This window comes from Flavobacterium amniphilum, assembly GCF_023634845.1.
GTDB lineage: Bacteria > Bacteroidota > Bacteroidia > Flavobacteriales > Flavobacteriaceae > Flavobacterium > Flavobacterium amniphilum.
The window spans coordinates 15,704-36,557 of sequence record NZ_JAMLJL010000006.1 but is presented as its reverse complement, the minus strand read 5'-3'; the positions used below and the strand labels follow the sequence as shown (position 1 = coordinate 36,557).

Sequence of the window (20,854 nt, the reverse complement as noted above, 5' to 3'; positions counted from 1 at the left end):
ATTATTTAAATAATATTATGCTCCAAATTGTCTCAAGTGATGATCTGCGTGTTTGTAAGCAAACAATCCCATTTGTTCTTTTGTCATGGGACCGAAGAAAGGATGTACAAATGTATTGTTATTGAATGTGGCATATTTTTCGATCCGGTTGAGCCATTCTTCTTTCTGTAATTGAATATCACCATTTTCCTTTGTTTCTTTTAACAGCGGACTGGTTGGGGAATTTTTTCCGAAAGGAGCGTCATCCTTTAATACTTTTTTGAGAAAACCTGGTCCGATGATACGGCCGATGAAAACCCGTTTGATTTTTAATTCGCCCAAAAACATATCCTCACAAAGTGTACAGTGTTTCAGCATTTGGTATAAATTCATTTTGCCCCACTGAGCAGGAGTTCCTTGTTGTAAAGAATTGATTCTGGATCTTAATTCGTCCCTTGTGGATGTTTCAAAAATGGATTTCATGGTGGAAGTTTTTATTGATAAATCTAAAACTATTGTCAGTCGTTAGTGTGTGCAATGTAAATTTGATGTTTGTATTTTGGGGTGATGATGAGCACATCTTTTTCGGATCTTTTTTCAAGGGTGATTTTTAATCCTTTTTTGAAAAAGGTTTCGTTTTCTGTTTTGTATACATTTAAATTGTCCAGATTATCATCTTTACATTTGTGATATTCTTTGTTTACGATCAATTTACCGGTAGACAGATTGAAATCAACATGTGTCCAATATTCACAATCTTTACCGGAATCACTGGTGTAACCAATTAAAAAGAATGCTCCGTTCTGAAAACGGTATTTATCGGTGTGGCCCCATTTCCAGCTGCTGCCACCGTTTTGACTGATACTCAAAACCTGGTTTTTGATTTCAATGTTTTCAAAAGGGTCGCCCATCATGCCGCCTCCACGGCTACTATAGAGTGCCTGTTTTGATTTTTTCCAGACCGTCCATTGTTTGTTTTTGAGTTTATAAATGATTAATTCTCTTGTAACATCATTATCGGAATCGGTTTCCTGTTTGGTATTATAAGCAACAACCAGCTCGGGGATATTGTCTTTATCAAGATCGCCTTTTACCTTTTCGACAACAGAATAGTTTTGGGGTATGGGGATTTCCTGCGCAGAAAGTCTGATCGTATTCGATATAAATAAAAGAACAGCGAATAGTTTAGTTTGAGTTGTAATCATTCGGTTGGGATTAGACAATTTATTCTAATAATAAATGTACAAAAGAATCTTTTTATCAGAGTTGTCAATTATTTTTTCGATGCGTTTGTAAAAAGTTTCGTTTACCATTGGGCAACCGTAACTGTTGCAAATTTCATCAATTTGTTCTTCATACGGAACATCTTTGTATTTGTGCAGCACGATATTCCGTAAGTAGGCATTGTCATTTGTTTTGTCCAAGCCGTACATCTTGTAGGCTTTTCCGAACTTTCCGTTGTAGCTGTAGCCGATGGAATATTTCCCTAAAGCAGTGCACAATGAGTTGTTGACGTTGCTGAATTTGAGTTTGCCCACAGTGTTTGTTTCGGAACCGGAACCATGCGCCACAAGACCTTTATCAGTCACTTTATCGGATTGCAGGTCGTAGATAAAAAACCGGTTTCGGCCCGAATGGATTTTCATGTCGACAAGGAAAGTCACCTGATCGTTGTATTCTTTATTCTTAGCGATGAATGATTTGATTTCAGCCGAATGTGTGGCGATTCTTTCATCGGTAGCTTCTTTTGAATAGGAGGGATTTACCGATTTATCTTCTTTTGTAGCTTCTGTATTTTTCTTATCGGATAGTTTTGAACTGAAAATAAGCAGCAGTACCGTTGCGGCAGCAATGATTAAGTTCTTCATTTATTTTGCGGAATGTAAAAGTTATAAGGGACGAGATGCAAGTTACGGAAAATCGCTTATGTTTTTCATTTGTGCGAAATAATTTTTCATTTGTCCGGAGTTAGTTTTCCCGTTGCCAAAGGGAGTTTTCTTGCTGCCAGAGTGAGTTTTCCTGTTGACAGAGGAAGTTTTCCCGTTGCCAAAGAGAGTTTTCTCGTTGCCAGAGTGAGTTTTCTCCTTGCCAAAAAGAGTTTTTCCGATGCCAGAGTGAGTTTTCCCGTTGCCAAAGGGAGTTTTCTCGTTGCCAGTGTGAGTTTTCTAATCGACGAAGGTAATAGTCTCCTTGACTGACAAAGAAATCTTGAAAAGGAGAAAATAATCTTGATTGCTTTAGCTTTTAGTTTTGAATGATCTTCAGCTATTTTAAGACATCTCTCCAGTTTCGTTTTTCAATTGTTCTCACATTTGAAATGTCTTTGAAAGTTTCAAGATAGTTTACGAGTAATTCCAGTTCGTTATCGTTTTTATCACCGTTGAATTCGGAAGGGTAGATGGCATTACCGAAGTTGTACATCGCTTTACGCGGTGTATCATCAATAATAAGGATTTGTTCTTTGGTATAAGGGAACTTTTTGGTCACCTTTTTCAAAATTTTGATGTATTCGAAGTGCGAATAATAGTCGAAATAGCCAATTTCTTCGGCTTTTGAATAATCCGGCTTATAGGTACATTTGGTTCTTCCCCAGACGAATTTCAATCCGTAATCATCGGGAAAAATTTCTTCGACTACTTTGGTTACATAATCATCAGAAGCCGAAGACCATACGGCAACGTCAAAGTTATCTTTCAGAAAAGACAAAAAAACGTGGAGATGCGGCCGGATGAATATTTTATAATTGAACAGCTCAAAATCCCAGTTTTCATAGAGAGGATTACGGGTGGCGTGAATCAAGGTTTCGTCCAGATCGAGTATGACCAGTATTTTATTTTCTTCCGGCAAGAGACAGTTAATTTAAAGAGGGTGTAAAATTAAACGTTACTTTTAGATAATTTTCAACAGCAGTATAAAACATCCACTACTTTTTTAAGTTTAGCGGAATAGACCATATAAGTTATGTTTTCTTCTTCCAAACCAATGACAAAAATGGAACGTTTATCATTTTTGCATTCTGTATAAGCCTCAAAGTTTTCAAAATCTTCTTTTTCCGTATTAAATACAAAACTATTTTTATCAATTGGTTCGCTTAAATCGATAAAAGAATCGTTATTGAGAATATTTTTTGCTTTGTCGATTATGTAGGCTTCCATTTGGGTATCATTGGTTATTTCACGAAGGTCATAACCATTTATGAGTTCTCTGGTAGTAAATTTCTTTTCCAGGATCAATTCACCGTTTGCCGCAACTATTTTCAGAGTAGTTTCGGTCCGGTTGATGTTTCCTTTCGGAATTGAGAGCGTAAAAGTATCTTTCGATCCGGTATCGGAAAAGAGGTGTTGTATGGATTGTTTGAAATCTTCCTTTAATACCGTATTGGTATAATCAAAATAGTGTTCTTCTATTGTTGGTACTGAAGTATCTCTTTCTTCAGTTGCCGTAATTGCCTCCACGGCTATTGTGTCTTTATTGTCAGAAGTTGGGTTATGGTTTTCTTTTTGGCTACAACTGAAAAATAAGACAGCTGAAAGAGTAAATAAGAAGAGTTTCATTTTAGTTTTGGTATTAAATCGGTTACAAATGAAGGAAATAAAGAAGCCCTATCCTAATGTTTAATAGAACTATTTATTTTCCTTCCGGAGCCAACCCATAATTCTGTCATTATTGATATTCCACTTGCCGTTTTCGCTTATCAGCGTATAAGTTTCCCGTGAAGTTCCGAAGGGTCCCGGGTTTTGCTGGATGATTTCGATTTGGTCATCCTTTACATTTGAGATAATTGCAACATGACCGAAGCGGTTAAGGATTGTTGGACTGAAAATCACCAGATCGCCTACCAGAGGTTTTGAAAGACTTGGATTGCTGTACTGGGTTAAATCTCTTTTTTTGTTAAGCTGTCCGTCGGTTACAGCAGCATCAAAGAAATCTTTTGCGTGTCCGTAAGCATCCGGCATTTTATGGTTCAGATGTTCGTAGTAGTATCTTTTCACGAATTCTACACATTGGTATTTGAGTCCGAGATTGTAATTATCAGAAGTCAGGTTTCTTTCAGAGGTATGATCGACCCCGCCGTTGTAGTAAACATGAACTCCGTGGAGGCTGTCCAGCTTTTGTCCGACATTATAATTTGGGTTGAGGTTGATTTTTTTGGCAGACCAAGTGGCAACAAATACTAACAGAATGATAACAGAGAGGAAAAAGAGATGTTTAAGTTTCATTATTCGAGGTATTTCACGTTAAAGAATCCTGTTTTGTAAATAACATTTACGGTATCTTGATTTTGCAACAGAAAAAGAGATTTTTGTTTTTTTCTTTTGCGGATTGCGTCAATCTTTTCTAATTCTTCTTCATTGCCAATTAATGTTTCTATGTTATGAAGTAGATAAGGACATTCAATTTCTTTGGTTTTTACGACAGAATAAGATTCAGTTACATATTGATTACCGGTTGTTGTGTTGAAAAGCAGCATTCCTTTGTCTAGCATTCCTTTGATAAAGAAGGAGGAAAAAAAGAAGAACGCAAAAGGAGCTAAAAACACATAGAGGCGATCCGTAATTTCCTTCGTTTTTAAAAAGAATATGACTGCCATGAGGTATAAAACCACACAAAGTGTAATGGTATATATCCATGTTCCATTTTCGAAAGAACGTATATCATTGTCAAGATATGGTTTTTCTATAAACGGTTTTATGATTACTGAATAGATCCCCATTATCGTGAAGCAAATCAGATAATATTTTATTCTTGATTTTGACATGAAGAAGTTATAATTTTTTTGATGCAATTAAATTGGTGATTTTCTCTTTTACCTGTTCCCATTCGGAGTCTATGATGCTGTAAAAAGCAGTATCTCTGGGAATTCCGTTAGCTTCGATTTTATCTTTCCGCATAATACCTTCAAAATGGGCTCCCATATTCTCCATGGCTTTTCTGGAGCGGGCATTATTTGATTTTGCCCGGAATTGTACGCGGACAGTTTTTAAAACCTCAAAGCAATACTGCAACATAATGAATTTACATTCGAGGTTTACGGTTGAGCCCCAGTATTCTTTTTTGATCCAGGTAACCCCGATTTCCAATTTTTTGTCGGCCGGAACAATCTCCAGAAAGCGTGTTGTACCGATAATTTCGTTCGTTTTTGTATCAATAATCACAAAAGGATAAGCAGAGCCTTTATCCCTGTCTGCCAAAGCAGTATTGCTGTTAGTATGAAAAACCTCAGGTATGGAATAGTTCACGGAAGTCAGTTCCCAGATTTCCGGGTTGGATGCTGCTTCAAGAAGTGATTCGAAATGTTCCTTTTCAAGCGGAAGAAGTTTTATGGAATTACTTTCCAGGGTTAGGGGATGTTTGATTAGTTGGGGCATTATTATTGTTTGTTGTAGTTAGGAAAAAGTACAAAGAAAAGATTTTTCATTTTTTATTGGAGTAAAATAACAGATGATTTTGATTTAGTAAAATTGATGAAAAATTGTTACAAAATAAGTAGTTTTTCAATTTTTAAACCAAAGAAATTGAAAAAAAATAAGTAGGTTTTTTCTTTCTTTTCATAAAAAGCTTTTTTTGCCGATTCTTTTTATTATTTTAGTAATAGATTTGGTTTAAGCATGAAAAACTTTCAAAAAGCTTATCTTAATTAATTGAAGAATAGTTATTTGAAACTCCCCCGCACCAGGCTGAAACCGGATATTGTCCATTCCAATTATTAACAAAATAAACTGATTATGGATTTTCATCAACTACTACAGGAACAAATTAAGGTGCATCTTACCCGTGAAATTTCTGAAAACAGTGAATTCGAGTCATTTTTGAAAGCGATTAATGATTCCTATCTGACCTTTGAAAAAAATAAGCACACTGGGAACAGGATTTTTCAGGAGCGTGGGAAAGTCAGTTCTGTTAAACAGCAACATGAAGTTTGGAAAGATACTTTTAGCAATTCTGATGAAGACTACAAAAGGAATAGTAATGCTCAGTGCATTTCAGATTATAAAGCCGATAAGACTACAGCAAATGAATCTGACCGTACCGTTGGATTGTTACGGATATTATTGGACAGTATCCAATCCGGTATTTTAGTGGAAGATGAAGACAGGAAAGTACTGTTTGCCAATCAGAAATTCTGTGAAATGTTCGGTATTGATGAGCTCGCGGAAAACATGACCGGAAGAGATTGTGTTGCCATTGAAGAGTATTGCAAAACGATATTCAAAAAACAGGATATTTTTACTGACAGAACCCGTGAGATTATTAAAGAAAAGAAACGAACCGCCAGTGAATTACTGGAAACCGTAACCGAAGGATTTCTACAAAGAGAATATCTTCCCGTGGTGATAGGAGAAGAGCACAAAGGCCATCTTTGGAAGTATGTCAATATTACGCAAAAGATAAAAACCCGTACCCTTTTGGAGCAAAGTGAGGAACGAAGCCGTTTGATTATGAATGCATCTCTCAATGCAATTATCACGATTGACTGTGAAGACAAAATAATCTTTTGGAACAAGCCGGCAAGCACTATTTTTGGTTGGGAAAGCGATGAAGTAATAGGTAAATTCCTTTCCAATACGATTATTCCGCCGCAATATGTTGAGGCCCATAAGCGGGGTATGAGCCATTATATGAAAACGGGAGAAGGTCCTGTTTTAAACCGTCAATTCCAAATTACGGGCTTAAATAAGCAAGGAGTTGAATTTCCCATTGAAATATCCATCATCCCGATTAAACAAAACGGGGAAATGTTTTTCTGTTCTTTTATCCAGGATATTTCCGAACGGAAAAAGGCTGAAGATAACTTAAAATCACAGGAAGAGAAATACCGTAATATTATTGCGAACATGAATTTGGGATTGATGGTTGTTGACAACGAAGAAGTCATTCAGTTTGCGAATCAAAGTTTTTTGGATATTTCGGGTTATGATATGGAAGAGATTTTGGGAAAAAAAGCATCACAGCTCTTTATATCGGAAGAAAACCTGGAAATTATGCAATCTAAAATCGAAATGCGGAAGCAGGGAGGATCAGATGTGTATCAAATGCCGGTAAAGAATAAGAAAGGCGAACTTCGGTGGTGGACAATAGGCGGAGCTCCCGAATTCGATGACACCGGCAGGTTAGTGGGATCTATAGGAATTCATTTGGATGTGACCGAACAAAAACAAATGGAAATCGATCTTCAGAAGGAAAAAATAAAGGCACAGGAAGCATCAAAAGCTAAAGAAACCTTTTTGGCCAATATGAGTCATGAAATCCGTACGCCTTTGAACGCAATCATTGGATTTTTACGGGAACTCGATAAAGAAGAACTGACCGAGATGCAAAAAAATTATATTCATAACAGTTCCATTGCATCAAAGCATTTGTTGGCGATTATTAATAACGTTTTGGATATTTCCAAAATTGAAGCCGGGGAAATGTCCCTTGAGTATGAAGATTTTATTTTTGAGCATACCATTATGAATGTGCACAAAGTATTGGAAACAAAAGCAGTTGAAAAAGGATTGGCTTTCAGCAGTACGATTTCAGAAACGGTTTATCCTGTCCTGAAAGGAGATGCACTCCGATTAGAGCAAATTCTTTTTAACCTTGTTGGTAATGCATTGAAATTTACAAATGAAGGCAAAGTCAGTGTGCATTGTGAAGTATTGGAAGAAAGTACAGATTATCAGGAATTATGTATAACTGTCCAGGATACTGGAATAGGTATTGAGAAAGATTTTGTCGATTCTATTTTCAGGAAATTTTCTCAGGAAGATAAGGCTATTACACGTAAATTCGGAGGAACCGGTTTAGGTATGGCCATAACCAAAGAATTGGTGCAGTTAATGGACGGGAAAATAGAGGTTGAGAGCAATAAAAATGAAGGAACAACGATTCAGATTCTTCTCCGTTTCCAAAAGGGAAATGAAGAAAACCTTAAAATCAGTAATATACAGGAGAAAGAAATATCAATTGACAATATTTCAGTATTGTTAGTAGAAGACAACGATTTGAACCGGATGGTAGCCCAAAACTCGCTACGATATTATAATTGTCGTGTTACCGAAGCTGTTAATGGTGTGAAGGCGCTTGAAATACTGGGAAAACAGGAGTTTGATGTCATATTGATGGATATTCAGATGCCGGAAATGGACGGAATTGAAACTACTAAAAGAATCCGTAATGATTTAAAATTGGCAACACCGATTATTGCACTTACTGCTAATGCCTTTAAAACAGAGGTTGAAAGATGCCGTGAAGTTGGAATGGATGATTACATTACCAAACCTTTCGAAGAAGATATTATGATTGAAACCATTGCCAGACATGTTGGGAAAAGTCATTATTTTTCAAGTACAAAAAAAGAAAAAACAAAGACAGTCGCTGCTTTATACAATTTGAGTTCTCTTTACGATTTGAGCAAAGATGACGATGAATTTGTCAGTACAGTCATGAAAATGTTTATCGAACAAACACCTTCAATGCTTGACAAAGCCGCGCAAAAAATAGAGGAAAATGATTTTATGGGCGTTTACCATGTGATGCATGAAATGAAACCCAGCATTGAAATACTGGGTATTATTTCGATTATGGATACGGTTAAAGAACTTGAAAGAAAAGCAAAAGAAACCCAGGAAAAAGAGGAAATCTTAAGACTTTTCAAATTGGCCGACCAGACACTGCGCGAAGCTGTTGAGCAGATGAAACAGGACGATCTTTGTAATTGAAGTAAGTTTTAGTGTTTATTTTTAGACTGCTTTAAGGCTTAAAATAAGGCGTTTCGTCCCGTTTGGGATTGCTGGTCAGACGAATTCTTTCTTTTGTATGGATATTAATTTTCCAAATGTCATAGTTGGTACTGTTACCTGATGTAAATGAAATCCAGTTACCGTCAGGCGACCAGGAAGGAGAATAATCTTCAGCCTGATCATTAGTCAGGTTGTGAATCTCGGTACCATTGATGGTCATGATGTAGATATCCATGAAGCCGGCTTCTGATTTGCTGTAAAAGGCAATTTTTTTTCCGTTGGGTGAAATGGCCGCACCCGAATCAAATCCTGATTTGTACGTCATTCTTCTCAGGTTATTTCCATTTATGTTTACCATAAAGAGTTCACCGTTGAGTACCACTTCATCTTTTTCTTTCGCTACTTTTTTATCTTTTTTGCCCTTCTTGTTTTTTTTGACCTTATTATCTTTTTTGACATCTTTGAAGACTTCTTTTATTTCAAGTGTAAACACTATATTTTGGCCGTCTTTGGTCCATACCGGACTTTCGCAATACGATTTATTTGTTGTAATTCTTTTGACATCACTGCCATCTGCATTCATCAGGTATAGATCATTGGTTTTCTCATCCCGGTCAGATATGAAAACAATTTTTTTTCCGTCCGGTGAATAGGTGGCACTGCGTTCGTTTGAAGGAGCATTCGTCAAATTAACGGGATTAGATCCGTCCGGATTCATACGCCAGATTTCTTCATTACCGCTTCTGTTGCTGTAAAAGAGAATATGTTTTCCGTCAGGTGACCAGTTTAATCCATAATCAGTTGAAGGATCGTTTGTAAGGTTAACAACATTTGTGCTGTCATCATTCATCAGGTAAACGTCAAAATTACCATCACGTTTACTGGTAAACATTATTTTGCCTTTGTTTTTATCCGTAATTTTTTTGTGGGCTACATTGCAACTAACAGTTAAAGAAACCAGAAGTATGAAAGTTGGAAGGTATTTCATTTATGATGAAGATATTTTATTGACTTTATTCAGTTATAATTAATTGTATAAACGATAAAGATAGTAAATCGCCCGCATTTATGATGCTGTTTTTCCTTTAATAGTATCAATTTGATTTCTTAAAGGAAGGCCAATTCTTCATTCTTATTTGGTAGGTATTTTCTTATTAACTTATAATCAACTGTTTCGTTTTGACAAAAGTGCTCTTCTATGATGATTTCGGATAAATTTTTTATCAACATAATTTGCAAAAAAATCTGTACTGTTTTTTGTCTTGTTTAAAAAGCTTAGTTTTTGGAGATTTTGATTTCATGTGAGCTTTCAGTTTCCGATTTTATATTTAGTTTTAAATCATTCATTGAAAAATCCATTTCAACTTCGCTCTTAACATAAAACTTTTGAAAAAAGTTATTTTGGATATCATAAACCAAAGTTCCTTCTCCGGTTCCTTTTCCTTTGAAACCCTTTTCTGATATTTCGGTTTTCATTGTATAGTCCGATTTAATTTCAAAGTATCCCAGGTTATTTTTGATAGCAATTAATTTGTATTCTGTTTTTATGATCATTTCCAGATTATTATTTGCAACCGGAAATGAGAATGGAATTTCTTGAGTGAAACTTTCCCCTATTTTGATCTTTTTAACCGGGAAATTGATTTGGGAAATCAAGTCATTTAATGATTTAAGGAAACTTTTTTTAAAGTCAGCATCAAGTTGTTCAGATGCGACTGAGTCCAATACAGGCATATTGTCCAGAGTTCCTTTTCCGTAAACTATTGTCCCTTTTGGTATAATTACTTTCCCTTTTAAACTTTGACCATTGATGTATTCACACGCTATTGGGAAAACGTTTTTTGAATTTAATTTTCCGGTCAATATATTCGATTCGCTTTTCATAAACGAAGTTGTGACAGTAGGATTTTGTACTTCTCTTTCTTTAAGTCTTTTTAATACATCTTCGGTTCCTGAAAAGGTATTGCTTGCTTTTAAATTATACGATTGAATCTGGTAATATTTTGTTTGTGGTTTGTATCTTACTTTAAAAACCAGGAAATCCTGTGAATTAGCAGTTATAGAAATGAATAAAATCAAAAACTTAATTAAAAATGCTTTTTTCATTGTAAGGTTGAGTAGGGAAGTAGCTTTTTCAGCTTCCTGTTTAAATTTGGTATATTTTTTTGCAAATATACCGAAATGAAAAACTAGTTTTAATAATTTGGCTTTGTATAAAAATGTCAGTTGGAATTGGTTTTGGAAATAAAGTTAAAAACCGATTTACAGAACTTTTCATTTTGTTCATAATACACAATATGTCCGCCATTGATTTTTACGACAGTCTGGTTAGGAAAAAGAAATGATCTATAATGTTTTTCACCTATGGCATGGTCTTTTTTGCCCGTAATAACCAAAACAGGAGTCTTTATGGTGTTGGTTATTAGTGTGTGGTCTTTCAGATAATCTTCAATACCGAATGATTTTTGGGCAAAAGAATAATTACCGGGGTTTTTACTGTCAATACCGTGTAAAAGATCAATATTTTCTTTGTTGTCGGAAAGTAACTTATGAACCATTCCTTTCTTTTCAAATGTATTTCTGGTTTGTATAAGGGTTGATAGCAGTGTAGGATCGGCAGTACTGTCTTTAATTCCCATGAGTTCATTCATGTATTGAACCTGATTGGCTATGGAATATTTCAGATTCAGGGTGCAATTGGCCAAAATAACCCCTTTGGTATGTGTTGGATAGGTTAATGCATATTGTGTGGCCAATATTCCGCCGAAAGAATGTGCGAGTAAATAAACTTCTTCGGTATTGTTTTGAATCCGGATGGTTTCTATATCCTTAAGCATACGTGCCAATGAATAGTTATCATCTTTGGAACCTTCTGAACGTCCGCATCCTCTTTGATCATAATAGACCATTGTTAAGTGCTGTTCTAAATTCCTTCCGCACATATCTTCAAATGATTTACTCCAGGCTCCCGGCCCACCGTGTATAAAAATGCATAGTGGTCCGTTGCCTGATTTCTTAGTGTAAAGCTTCACATTATCATCTGTGGTAACATAACTGATATTTTCTTCCTGGGCATTCGTCTTGCCATTTATAAAAAGAAGCAAGACTAGAAATAAACTGTTTTTGAAGAAGGATTTCATTTCGTTTTTGATTTAGAATTTATGAAAAATATAAGCATCTAAAAGAAAAGGCAGTAGCATTGTTCCAATTGCAATTAGCAAAGTATAAATATTGTCGATTTTATGTTTTGGTGACCTTCCGAATTCCGGTTCCCTTTTAAAAATTTTGAAGTATATGTTTCTAGTTATACGTTGGATAATCAGAAATACCAAAAGCATTTGTGATCCATAATAACTGATACTTCGCATTTCATTATTTGAATTGTTTTCAATGGCAATTCCTAAAAGGAGGATCAATACAGCAATTGACAACCAGATAGGAAATATTTTCTTTTGGTTTAGTTTTTCAATTTGAAAACCAACTATAAATAGTGGGATACCAAAAATAATGTAAAGTGTAATATCGATATCCATTTAATCTAATTGTTTTTCAATTGGTTATAAAAATTCACCTTTTTTATAGCTTAATTTCAGATGTGTATTCTTCGTCCCGATATCCCAACCTGAGCTTATCGCTGCTTCAATGCATTTTTTTACAAAGCCGGGCGTAACAGTTTTGGGTTCAAAATCATCGGGTTTGTTTTCCAGATCATTTACATATAACCAAGGATCAAAATGTCCCATGTCTATTTCCAGTTTGTTGGATACATTTTGTTTTGGCCTGATTTCAACAATACCTGAAAATCTCCAGTTGTATTCGGTGTTTCCAACAATAATTTTCCGGAATCCTTTTTTCTTTTTTGGAATCATAACCTGAATTCAGTTTTACCGATGAATGATTGTACCTACTATTACGGGTGAAAATGTGACATTACCTAAAGCCTCAGTTTCATTGTTGGTTTCAAGAACCAAGGCAATATTGTCTCCAACTTCAATGATAATATCCATATGTAACCGCATGAACGGACTAGTCAATTCGATTATTTTCGCAGTTATAATTGTATCATTGTAGCTAAACGTAATATAGATATCTTTCAAAAGAATGTCTTTTTTATTCGATATCGGTCCGCCGGATATAAGTCTTCCTGTTATAATAGGTTTTGTATTAATGGGAAATGTATCGTGTATTTCAAATTCGCCGAGGGTTTTCATGCTTTTAATCTTTTTAAACATTGTTTTTTAATTTCAATTACTGCTTTTTATCTCGGCTATTTCTTTGCGATTAATCTTATACATCATTTTAGTTATCACAAAAAACTGGATCAGCAAAGTTGGTACACTGGCAACTAGAGCTCCTTCAAGTATTTCATTTTCTGCATATGTTGTCCAGGCTACTATTCTGTCAAGGAATAACGGTAAGGTTATCAAATTAAATGAGAGTACAACAAAAAGAAGCCCGATTAAGGCGTAATGCACTATTGAATTCCATTTTAAAATCCGAAATAGCAAATACAACATCAGTAATGGTGTGGCAATATATAATAAGGAAATATAAAAAGTATCTTCAATAATAAAATTGTCGAGGCATTTTGCAGAGCCTCCATATTCGAACAGTAAAATCACGTCAAAAAACGGCTGGAAGATTGACATAAAGACAATGAAAATGATTGATTTGATGATTTTTCTTTTTTCTGTCATATTTAAAAACAACAATTAAATGTTACCAACAGTTTTCTAATTGGTTTTTGAGTTCGGTAAGGAACGGACTCGTTTCCTGTCTAATGATGATGCCATTCTTTTTGTTTTGGAGTAACTGACTGAAATAACTCTCTTCGATGTTTACTTCTACCACCATTCCGTTTTTTGCGAGTACATTTTCGGCAATTGTCCGCGGAAGATTAGTAGCACCCGATGTTCCCATGACAAATAATAATCCAGTGTTTTTGGATATTCTCAGCACTGTATCTCTTTTGAAATATTTTTCATTGTAATATTCATCAAACCATAAAACATGTGGTCTTAGATCTTCGCCGCAACAAAGTATTAAAAAATAGCGTAATGGAAATAGGCAATCCAATGCAAACCAGCAAACAATTAAGAATATCGAAGAATCTAAACCTATGGGCATTTTTTTAAATTATTATGGAATTGTTTAAAACCTTTCACAAACAGTTTCTCTTTTCTGCCAGTTCACCAAATCCCTTTTCGCAAAAATACAAAGTATCAATCGTTTTATTCTTAATCGCCAGGATTGTTGTGTGTAGCGCATTGAATGTACCGTTATGGTAAAGTCTTTTAAATTTAAAATCCTGAATCCCGTCTTTGTTGAAGTCGGTAATATCAATTTCAGGATATGTAATTTGCAAGCCAGTTTTTAAATCCGTAGGCTTTAATTTTCCATTGTCATAGCTGTACAAAGCAAACAGTTTCAATTCGAAATCCTTGTCTGCGAATTCTTTCTTTTGATTATCGTAGAATAAAACTTTGGCCCCGACTTCTTCTCCTATCGGATAGCTCTTTAGTAAAACGACAAAAACCGTGTGTGATTTACCCTGTAACTGTATTGTGTTGATATACGTTTTTCTGTAAGTTTCCGGATTGTCATGAAGGCCGGTTTCTTCAGCGTTTTTCCTGATCGTTTCATCAATCTTGGAAACGATGCCATCATTCAGGTGAAATGTATGCTTATTATCCTGAAGGTTTACCCGGTCTAACCGCAACGGGAACTCAGCATCAATAGCTGTGATGTCATCGTGCTTTATGGTTTTGGGAGTTGAAACGGCATCTTCTTTTTGTTTCCCGGAACAGTTAAGTAAAGTAGTGAGTAGGAGTAATGTGAGTAAGATTCGCATGGTTGTTTTTTGATGTTGGTGTTAATTCAGTTATTTACTTTTTTCTTCTATTCTTCTTTTTTAACCCGCGTTACCACATTATCCTTGTTAAATTCAATAACCAAGGCAGTTGTTTCAGTTGGGTCGATATCACTACCGTAATCTGTTTCAATGGTGTAACTGATTTTAGAAGCATCGTAAAAGTCGGGTTTCCCTAAAATACTTTCGATGTTTGCCAAAGACTCTCCTTTGAATTTTAGATGCTCAAGAATGTCATCAACCATGTTCTTCCGGTAAGGATAAGAACCTAAATCGCCTTTCTTTACCCATTTGTCATAGTCGAATTTAAATTTGTCCCATTCACTCACATAAAATAAAGGAACTTTAACGGAAGGGCCATCTGTTTCTGCCGAAATTGTCCTGCCTATGATTTTAAAAACATGGTCCGGATTAAAATTCAAACTTGTGACATCTGTCATATCTTTTGGGAATTTACCGCAAATCTTAATGTCACTTGTCGAAGGATCCGAAAGTTGCTGTTCAACGTTTGAAGATAAAGTCAGTTTGCCTTGCAGGATATATAAGTCCTGGCTTCCGGTGTTAACTTTGAAATCACAAATTAAGGTGTCCAACGGCTCTTTTTCAAAAGCTTTGAACAATTCCTGTTGCTTTGCAGTATCTTCATATTTATGCTCACAGGAAGCAAGGAGTAAGGTGGCTAATAGGGAAAATAGGTTTTTCATTTTATGGATTTGGCCGGAATAATATGGAAATACCATTAGTTGGTTAATAAAATCTTTTCGTCTTGCTTAAAATATACTCTTCCGTTTCTTCAAGAAATTCATTTTCCCTGAATTTGTATTTGTGCCAGCCTGGGCCTTTGCCTTTTTGTTCCCGTAAAATAGAATTTTCGGTATCTATTTGTTCCATTCGTTTAAGTTTGGTCTTTTGATAATCATCAGTCTCAATGAATTTAAGAAACTGACTCTTTTTGAAGTCGGTAAATTCAGTATGGTCCAAAATCTTAAAATCGGTTAAATTGCCATTTCTGATTTCTAAAACCTGATAGTTTTCATAGGTATTATAACTTTGAATCCAACCGTTATGGCCGATAAGATTGCTATACAAGATAACAAGCCGGTTAAGATAGATCAGTTTTGTAGTGCCTAATTCCCTGATGACTTTTTCAAAGAAATCACTGTTTCTGTGATTGGTAAGATGAATCTCAAAATCTTTGATCTCAAAATGGGCAACATAACCCCGCCAATTAGCCGAAAAAGAACCACTGTGTTCTGACCGGATTCCTTTTTCATCAAGAAACGGTTCAAGCAGTTCGGCGTCTGTATCGTAAACAACGTCATTGTACAGTAATGTATCCTGGAATTGCATTGTCATGGTTTTCTTTTTTACAGCTTGTTGATATGAAATAATATGTTTTCATTCCCTACATTTTGTCTCTTTATTTACTTTCTAACGGTTCCGCCAGCCCAATCAAAATTCCCTCCGGACCACGAAGATAGCAAAGCCTGTACGCGTTTTCATACTGTACCACTTCACCCACAAGCTGCGCACCGTGTTTGTAAAGCCTGCCAAGTGTTTCATCTATATCGGAAACGGCAAACATCGTCCGTAAATACCCTAAAGCATTTACGGGTGCATTGCGGTGATCGGCCACTATTTCAGGTTTGATGAATCTGCAAATCTCAAGGCGGCTGTTTCCGTCCGGGGTAACCATCATGGCAATTTCAACACATTGGTCATGCAGTCCGGTGATGCGGCCGGCCCATTCGCCTTCAACCATGGCACGGCCTTGTAAGGTCATGCCCAGTTCTTCAAAAAAGGCAATGGCAGTATCAAGGGATTCAACGGCTATCCCCATATTGTCCATCCTTAATAACTTGCTTTTTTCCATGGTTCTTATTTTAAAACTGTTTGTGCAGACTGATTTGTCTCAAATAAAGATAGTCTTTTCTGGTTGAATGGTCAGATTTCAGGTATCTTGTTTCCTTGAATGTTTTCCCAATTTGTAGATTCCAAATAAACCAAAAACTGTAATAAAAGCATAAATACAATATAAAACAGGGTAAATAGTGTTGAATATATTTTCCATTACTTCAACTTTTTCTTGTGGAGGTACCGAAAGTGGAGGATAAATTGTAATACCCGGTTCAACTGATAATGACTTTGTAAAGGCTAAAAGAGTAGGGAATATAAGAATTAAGAATACACTGATGATTGAAAATATCCCAACGGTTACACGGTTTTTGAATTTCTGAATTAATACTCTGACCGAATAAATCAGATATAAGAACATTAAAATAAATACAATAAGCAGTTCCAACTTGAAAATGACGAAGTAAGTATCGTGAACATTAAAAACCGATTTGTTTTCGGTTTTAATATTACCCAAGTCAAACATATAATGGAAAAGTAGCAATGAGATTGCCATCAAAATCAAAAGATACAGCATTTCTTTTTTCAGTGCTTCTCTCATACTACAGGATAATTATAAGGATTTGGATATAGCGCAGATAGTTTATCTGTCATTACTCACAAATATACTGAAATCCAAAAGCAATAAACATCCTGCCAACAAGCTTTTTGTTCCGTGTGTAACAGATTTGGTTCTATGAATTGAAGACTTTGTTTTATGTGTAAGGGATTTTGTTTTATGAGTAAGGGACTTTGTTTTATGTGTAAGGGATTTTGTTTTATGAGTAAGGGACTTTGTTTTATGTGTAGGTGATTTTGTTTTATGAGTAAGGGACTTTGTTTTATGTGTAAGTGATTTTGTTTTATGAGTAAGGGACTTTGTTTTATGTGTAAGTGATTTAGTTTTATGAGTAATGGACTTTGTTTTATGGGTGAGTGATTTTGTTTTATGTGTAAGTGATTTTGTCTCTTGTGTGAACGACTTTGTCTCTTGTGGAAACGACTTTGTCTCTTGTGGGAACGATTTTGTCTCTTGTGGAAACGATTTTATTTGTTATGGAAACGACTTTGTCTCTTGTGGAAACTACTTTGTTTGTTGTACAGGAGGATTTATCTTAAGTAACAATGTTTTTTTACAGATTTAGTTCCCGTCATCAGTCACAAAATTCCAAAAACTGATTTTACGTCTGGTCCAAAAGCCTAATTTCTCATAAAGCTGTATGGCACCGGTATTGGTTTCGGCAACATGTAGATAAGGGATCTTACCTTCACCGAAAATTTTGTTTGCCGTGTGGGCAACAAGTTGTTTGGCATAACCTTTACCGGTATGTTCGGGATGTGTCACAACGGCACTGACTTCCGTGTAGCTGTCCATCTTCATCCGCTCACCGCTCACCGCAACCAGAATGCCATTTTGATAAATACCGAAATAATCTCCAAGATCAGAAGTAAAGCGTCTGAAGTAACCGGGTTGGACTAAATTCACGAGATGGTATAAGTCATACCGGTGTTCCAGGGTTACAAGTTTTGTGATGGTTTCCGTAATGGGAATTGCAATGGGCTGGTCCAGTACCATCTGATGGCAAACCAATTCTTTTTTTAAGTTTACAACAACATCAGTAAATTCAGGTTTGTCCCCAACAATATAGAAATTGTCCGTTAATAATGAATACCGGTTAATTGGCATTTCGGTATTCTCCGGATGAATAAAACCTCCAAACGGACAATACTCCGGCAAGTAAAATTTCATATTGTTATCAACTATAGCATATTCTTTGTGGGTCTCACTCAAAGAATACCAGGTTGGATTGTCTAATTTTTCAATGTCCATCTTTTTAACATTGGCAGTGCTTTCGGTTTACTTTTCTGCTTCCTCAAAAATAAGCAATTCATTAAGATAAACTCCTAATAGCATGATCAGGTTACAGGATCCTGTAAATGCTATAGTTCCGTTTATTTCCCGTAAGCAATTATTTTTGGTATTGTTTCCAAAGAATTTTCCGGATTCAATAGTGTATGAAATGGTGTCGTTGTTCTTTCTTAAAAAGGTTGAATACATATTCTTCCTGCTGCTGAAAAAGGAAGGACTGTTTTTATCATACTCCCAGGTTTCATTTTCATCTGTTCCGAATAATGTAATCTTTGATTTGTTCCAAGCCCATCGCCAGTAATCAATTTCACCTATCTTAAAGTTTTCTGCCGAAAACAGTTCAAGTTTCTTCACCCTGAAGAACTTTGTCAATGGCTTTATATAATAGGTTTCAGAATTATAATGTATGGTCGCCGTTAATGTGGAATTGATTTCAATTGTTGCAATGATTTCCCCATTTTTGGAAACTTCATACAAAAGATTGTTTCTATAATCCAACAGTGAACTTTTGGATATGAAAACCTTTTTAAAACTAAGCTTATTTTCGTTGTCGGATAAGTCAGATACCTGGAGATGTGTATTGGTCATTGATTTTAAGCATCCGGAATTTCAGGTTCAACCAGCTTTTTCAGTTTCTCCAACGATTCCTGCCAGCCAAGATAGCACATTTCCGCAGGAATAACAGAAGGGATGTTTTCCTGCACTATTTTGATCTCGGTACCGCATAACACTTTCTTTAACCATACCGAAGTCGTCATTTCACCGGGAAGGTTTGGATCATCAAACGTATCGGTATACTGAATGAACTCATTGGGCTTTAATTCAATATAGTTACCGCCAAATGAATGGCTGTTTCCGGTACTGAAATTAATAAAAGACATTTTAAAACTGCCGCCGGTTTTGGGTTCCATGGTATGAACCACACATAAAAAACCATACGGAGGAAGCCAGGATGCAATGGCAACGGGATCTAAAAAGGCACGGTACACTTTTTCGGGTGATGCCGTGAATACTCTGTGTAAGGAAACAGTATTATCAGCCATGATTTTTTCTGACTAATTTACAAAATAATTCAGTTGTCTTTAGAATCTTTTGTTCATGCTGTAACAGCAATTGTATATTTTTTGTTACACAATCTGTTAATTATTACTCTTTGGAAAACCCCGTTTTATTTTTGCCTTTTGAGAACAATTGAATTTTCAGTATCAAATTTGGCTGGCCTTTTTGAGCCTTCAAAATTAATAGCAAATCGCATTTTGTTGTTATCTATAAAATTTGCCAAGCATAAAAATTTTCTTTTTTTTCCATTTTCCAAATTGGTAAATATTAAATCTACCCAATATAATTTTGTACCCGGGCGCTGATTTACTTCATAGGTCATTTGTCCTCTATGGCCTTCAAAAGCAAACTCTTTACCTCCAACAATTTGACCCTGCATCTCAAAAGAAGCATAACCCTCACCGTCAAAACTGAAATAGCCTATTTCACCTTTATCTTCACCAACCCATTTTCCGACAAATTTTGATTTATCATCTTTAATATTCATTGACATTAATGGTAATAGTAGTAATAAGAATAAAATCTTTTTCATAAGTATGTTTGTTAATGTTTTACTATCTACGGAAAGTTTCTGAAATAGGTAATTTTATATTTCCGGTGTCTGCAAAGATAAAGGAGTAAACCCTAAGCACAACCGAAAACTTTGGCTTGGTGCTTAACCGTACTTCATCTCAAAACGTTTTTCTAAAGTTTTCCACTCATTGATACCAACCGGTCCAATTCGTCAAATTCTGCCATTATAGTGCTGTTGTTCCGTAATCCTTCAATTTTGTTTTCAGAGATGTTCAGTTCAAACTCACGGTCGATTAAATAATTCTGAAAGGTGTTTTTATGGTTCAGATCCATTCCGCCAACTAACATGGAAAAGTTTGTAGTTATTGTTTCGGGACGGTTCTTGTCAATTGCCGGTATTCTGTCATCATCAATGGTTACAACCAGAGTGCCTTGTCCGTAATTTGCACAATAATAGCTTTTTGACTTAAATAATCCGCAAGCAATCATTCCTATTTTATGTTCAAAGCCTTCCTCAACATTGAAATGACCGTCAACAAATTCCGGAATGTTTTTTGCTTCCCCCATTTGTTTGAGTTCGTAGGAGTGTTTGAGTAAATTTTCAGGCATTCCGCTCTGGGTATTAGCCCATCCCCACATCCACGAGTTATTGTTAAAAGCAAGAGAACCTATGATTTGTATTGGAAAATCTTTATCCCCGAAAGAAATAGTTCCTTTTCCCATATCAAAATCCCACGCATGCTGACCAATTGTGTCACTGAAAATGCGCTGCTTTTCAAATGAAAGTCCGGCGTTTTGTTCCAGTAAATCCTGAAAATTTGTATAATCTGTTTTTTTTACGGTATTGTAATTACCGGTTTGAGGTTCGGTTTTTTGCTTTTCCCCTCCAAACAGTTTTTTAAATAGGCTCATTTTTTTGTTTAAATTATGTTAATGTCCCGTATT

The 20,854-nt window shown here is 35.6% G+C and carries 28 protein-coding genes; 2 read left to right on the top strand and 26 right to left on the bottom strand.

Annotated features, from left to right (window positions below; all coding sequences use genetic code 11):
* Nucleotides 1-15 precede the first annotated feature (15 nt).
* The 3 genes from NAT51_RS08290 to NAT51_RS08280 are packed head-to-tail and all read right to left on the bottom strand — an operon-like array spanning nucleotide 16 to nucleotide 1,847.
* Nucleotides 16-462, bottom strand: a complete 447-nt coding sequence (locus NAT51_RS08290; RefSeq protein ID WP_250597734.1) for a DUF1569 domain-containing protein — start codon at nucleotides 460-462, stop codon at nucleotides 16-18.
* A 35-nt stretch (nucleotides 463-497) separates the two neighbouring features.
* Nucleotides 498-1,184, bottom strand: coding sequence for a hypothetical protein (locus NAT51_RS08285; protein WP_250597733.1), 687 nt, complete (start codon nucleotides 1,182-1,184; stop codon nucleotides 498-500).
* A gap of 24 nt (nucleotides 1,185-1,208) precedes the next feature.
* Nucleotides 1,209-1,847 (bottom strand): murein L,D-transpeptidase catalytic domain-containing protein, encoded by a 639-nt coding sequence (locus NAT51_RS08280; RefSeq protein WP_250597731.1) that lies wholly within the window; start codon nucleotides 1,845-1,847, stop codon nucleotides 1,209-1,211.
* A gap of 90 nt (nucleotides 1,848-1,937) precedes the next feature.
* Here NAT51_RS08280 and NAT51_RS08275 point away from each other — a divergent pair, with 90 nt between their 5' ends.
* Nucleotides 1,938-2,177 (top strand): hypothetical protein, encoded by a 240-nt coding sequence (locus tag NAT51_RS08275; protein WP_250597729.1) that lies wholly within the window; start codon nucleotides 1,938-1,940, stop codon nucleotides 2,175-2,177.
* Between the two features lie 67 nt (nucleotides 2,178-2,244).
* Here the strand turns inward: NAT51_RS08275 and NAT51_RS08270 are convergent, their stop codons facing one another.
* From NAT51_RS08270 to NAT51_RS08250, 5 genes are all read right to left on the bottom strand, one after another.
* Nucleotides 2,245-2,826 carry an HAD family hydrolase gene (locus NAT51_RS08270; RefSeq protein ID WP_250597727.1) on the bottom strand — a complete coding sequence of 194 codons (582 nt, stop codon included), beginning with the start codon at nucleotides 2,824-2,826 and terminating at the stop codon, nucleotides 2,245-2,247.
* Between the two features lie 53 nt (nucleotides 2,827-2,879).
* The gene (locus tag NAT51_RS08265; RefSeq protein ID WP_250597725.1) at nucleotides 2,880-3,533 is read right to left on the bottom strand and encodes a hypothetical protein; all 654 of its coding nucleotides are present in this window, start codon (nucleotides 3,531-3,533) and stop codon (nucleotides 2,880-2,882) included.
* A gap of 69 nt (nucleotides 3,534-3,602) precedes the next feature.
* A complete protein-coding gene (locus NAT51_RS08260) occupies nucleotides 3,603-4,199 on the bottom strand; it encodes a CHAP domain-containing protein (protein WP_250597723.1) in 597 nt (198 codons plus the stop codon).
* Nucleotides 4,199-4,738: a hypothetical protein gene (locus NAT51_RS08255; RefSeq protein ID WP_250597721.1), complete on the bottom strand. Its 540-nt coding sequence runs from the start codon at nucleotides 4,736-4,738 to the stop codon at nucleotides 4,199-4,201. The genes NAT51_RS08260 and NAT51_RS08255 overlap by 1 nt, the downstream gene beginning before the upstream one ends.
* Nucleotides 4,739-4,745: 7 nt before the next feature.
* Nucleotides 4,746-5,348, bottom strand: coding sequence for a GNAT family N-acetyltransferase (locus tag NAT51_RS08250; protein WP_250597719.1), 603 nt, complete (start codon nucleotides 5,346-5,348; stop codon nucleotides 4,746-4,748).
* Nucleotides 5,349-5,705: 357 nt separating this feature from the next.
* Here NAT51_RS08250 and NAT51_RS08245 point away from each other — a divergent pair, with 357 nt between their 5' ends.
* Complete coding sequence (locus NAT51_RS08245; RefSeq protein WP_250597717.1) at nucleotides 5,706-8,684, top strand: PAS domain-containing hybrid sensor histidine kinase/response regulator; 2,979 nt, start codon at nucleotides 5,706-5,708, stop codon at nucleotides 8,682-8,684.
* A 31-nt stretch (nucleotides 8,685-8,715) separates the two neighbouring features.
* Here NAT51_RS08245 and NAT51_RS08240 read toward each other — a convergent pair whose 3' ends face one another.
* The 18 genes from NAT51_RS08240 to NAT51_RS08155 form a co-directional block, all read right to left on the bottom strand.
* Entirely contained in the window at nucleotides 8,716-9,693 is a 978-nt protein-coding gene (locus NAT51_RS08240; RefSeq protein ID WP_250597715.1) for a TolB family protein, read from the bottom strand.
* 287 nt (nucleotides 9,694-9,980) lie between these two features.
* On the bottom strand, nucleotides 9,981-10,811 hold the full coding sequence (locus NAT51_RS08235; RefSeq protein WP_250597713.1) for a hypothetical protein: 831 nt from the start codon (nucleotides 10,809-10,811) through the stop codon (nucleotides 9,981-9,983).
* A 116-nt stretch (nucleotides 10,812-10,927) separates the two neighbouring features.
* Nucleotides 10,928-11,845 carry an alpha/beta fold hydrolase gene (locus tag NAT51_RS08230; RefSeq protein ID WP_250597711.1) on the bottom strand — a complete coding sequence of 306 codons (918 nt, stop codon included), beginning with the start codon at nucleotides 11,843-11,845 and terminating at the stop codon, nucleotides 10,928-10,930.
* Between the two features lie 12 nt (nucleotides 11,846-11,857).
* A complete protein-coding gene (locus NAT51_RS08225) occupies nucleotides 11,858-12,238 on the bottom strand; it encodes a hypothetical protein (protein ID WP_250597709.1) in 381 nt (126 codons plus the stop codon).
* A 24-nt stretch (nucleotides 12,239-12,262) separates the two neighbouring features.
* Nucleotides 12,263-12,574 carry a hypothetical protein gene (locus NAT51_RS08220; RefSeq protein ID WP_250597707.1) on the bottom strand — a complete coding sequence of 104 codons (312 nt, stop codon included), beginning with the start codon at nucleotides 12,572-12,574 and terminating at the stop codon, nucleotides 12,263-12,265.
* Nucleotides 12,575-12,589: 15 nt separating this feature from the next.
* Complete coding sequence (locus tag NAT51_RS08215; protein ID WP_250597705.1) at nucleotides 12,590-12,916, bottom strand: hypothetical protein; 327 nt, start codon at nucleotides 12,914-12,916, stop codon at nucleotides 12,590-12,592.
* Nucleotides 12,917-12,949: 33 nt separating this feature from the next.
* Nucleotides 12,950-13,402: a hypothetical protein gene (locus NAT51_RS08210; RefSeq protein WP_250597698.1), complete on the bottom strand. Its 453-nt coding sequence runs from the start codon at nucleotides 13,400-13,402 to the stop codon at nucleotides 12,950-12,952.
* A gap of 22 nt (nucleotides 13,403-13,424) precedes the next feature.
* The gene (locus NAT51_RS08205) at nucleotides 13,425-13,832 is read right to left on the bottom strand and encodes an SIR2 family NAD-dependent protein deacylase (protein WP_250597696.1); all 408 of its coding nucleotides are present in this window, start codon (nucleotides 13,830-13,832) and stop codon (nucleotides 13,425-13,427) included.
* Between the two features lie 34 nt (nucleotides 13,833-13,866).
* The gene (locus NAT51_RS08200; protein WP_250597694.1) at nucleotides 13,867-14,556 is read right to left on the bottom strand and encodes a hypothetical protein; all 690 of its coding nucleotides are present in this window, start codon (nucleotides 14,554-14,556) and stop codon (nucleotides 13,867-13,869) included.
* 47 nt (nucleotides 14,557-14,603) lie between these two features.
* Nucleotides 14,604-15,278, bottom strand: a complete 675-nt coding sequence (locus NAT51_RS08195) for a hypothetical protein (protein ID WP_250597692.1) — start codon at nucleotides 15,276-15,278, stop codon at nucleotides 14,604-14,606.
* A gap of 43 nt (nucleotides 15,279-15,321) precedes the next feature.
* Entirely contained in the window at nucleotides 15,322-15,930 is a 609-nt protein-coding gene (locus NAT51_RS08190) for a hypothetical protein (RefSeq protein WP_250597690.1), read from the bottom strand.
* Nucleotides 15,931-15,994: 64 nt separating this feature from the next.
* The gene (locus tag NAT51_RS08185) at nucleotides 15,995-16,447 is read right to left on the bottom strand and encodes a VOC family protein (RefSeq protein ID WP_250597688.1); all 453 of its coding nucleotides are present in this window, start codon (nucleotides 16,445-16,447) and stop codon (nucleotides 15,995-15,997) included.
* A gap of 78 nt (nucleotides 16,448-16,525) precedes the next feature.
* Nucleotides 16,526-17,029: a hypothetical protein gene (locus NAT51_RS08180; RefSeq protein WP_250597687.1), complete on the bottom strand. Its 504-nt coding sequence runs from the start codon at nucleotides 17,027-17,029 to the stop codon at nucleotides 16,526-16,528.
* A 579-nt stretch (nucleotides 17,030-17,608) separates the two neighbouring features.
* On the bottom strand, nucleotides 17,609-18,298 hold the full coding sequence (locus tag NAT51_RS08175) for a GNAT family N-acetyltransferase (RefSeq protein ID WP_250597685.1): 690 nt from the start codon (nucleotides 18,296-18,298) through the stop codon (nucleotides 17,609-17,611).
* A 27-nt stretch (nucleotides 18,299-18,325) separates the two neighbouring features.
* On the bottom strand, nucleotides 18,326-18,925 hold the full coding sequence (locus NAT51_RS08170; protein WP_250597683.1) for a hypothetical protein: 600 nt from the start codon (nucleotides 18,923-18,925) through the stop codon (nucleotides 18,326-18,328).
* Nucleotides 18,926-18,930: 5 nt separating this feature from the next.
* Nucleotides 18,931-19,380, bottom strand: coding sequence for an SRPBCC family protein (locus NAT51_RS08165; RefSeq protein ID WP_250597682.1), 450 nt, complete (start codon nucleotides 19,378-19,380; stop codon nucleotides 18,931-18,933).
* A gap of 125 nt (nucleotides 19,381-19,505) precedes the next feature.
* Nucleotides 19,506-19,928: a hypothetical protein gene (locus NAT51_RS08160; protein ID WP_250597681.1), complete on the bottom strand. Its 423-nt coding sequence runs from the start codon at nucleotides 19,926-19,928 to the stop codon at nucleotides 19,506-19,508.
* A gap of 152 nt (nucleotides 19,929-20,080) precedes the next feature.
* Complete coding sequence (locus NAT51_RS08155) at nucleotides 20,081-20,821, bottom strand: DUF6882 domain-containing protein (protein ID WP_250597679.1); 741 nt, start codon at nucleotides 20,819-20,821, stop codon at nucleotides 20,081-20,083.
* Nucleotides 20,822-20,854: the final 33 nt, after the last annotated feature.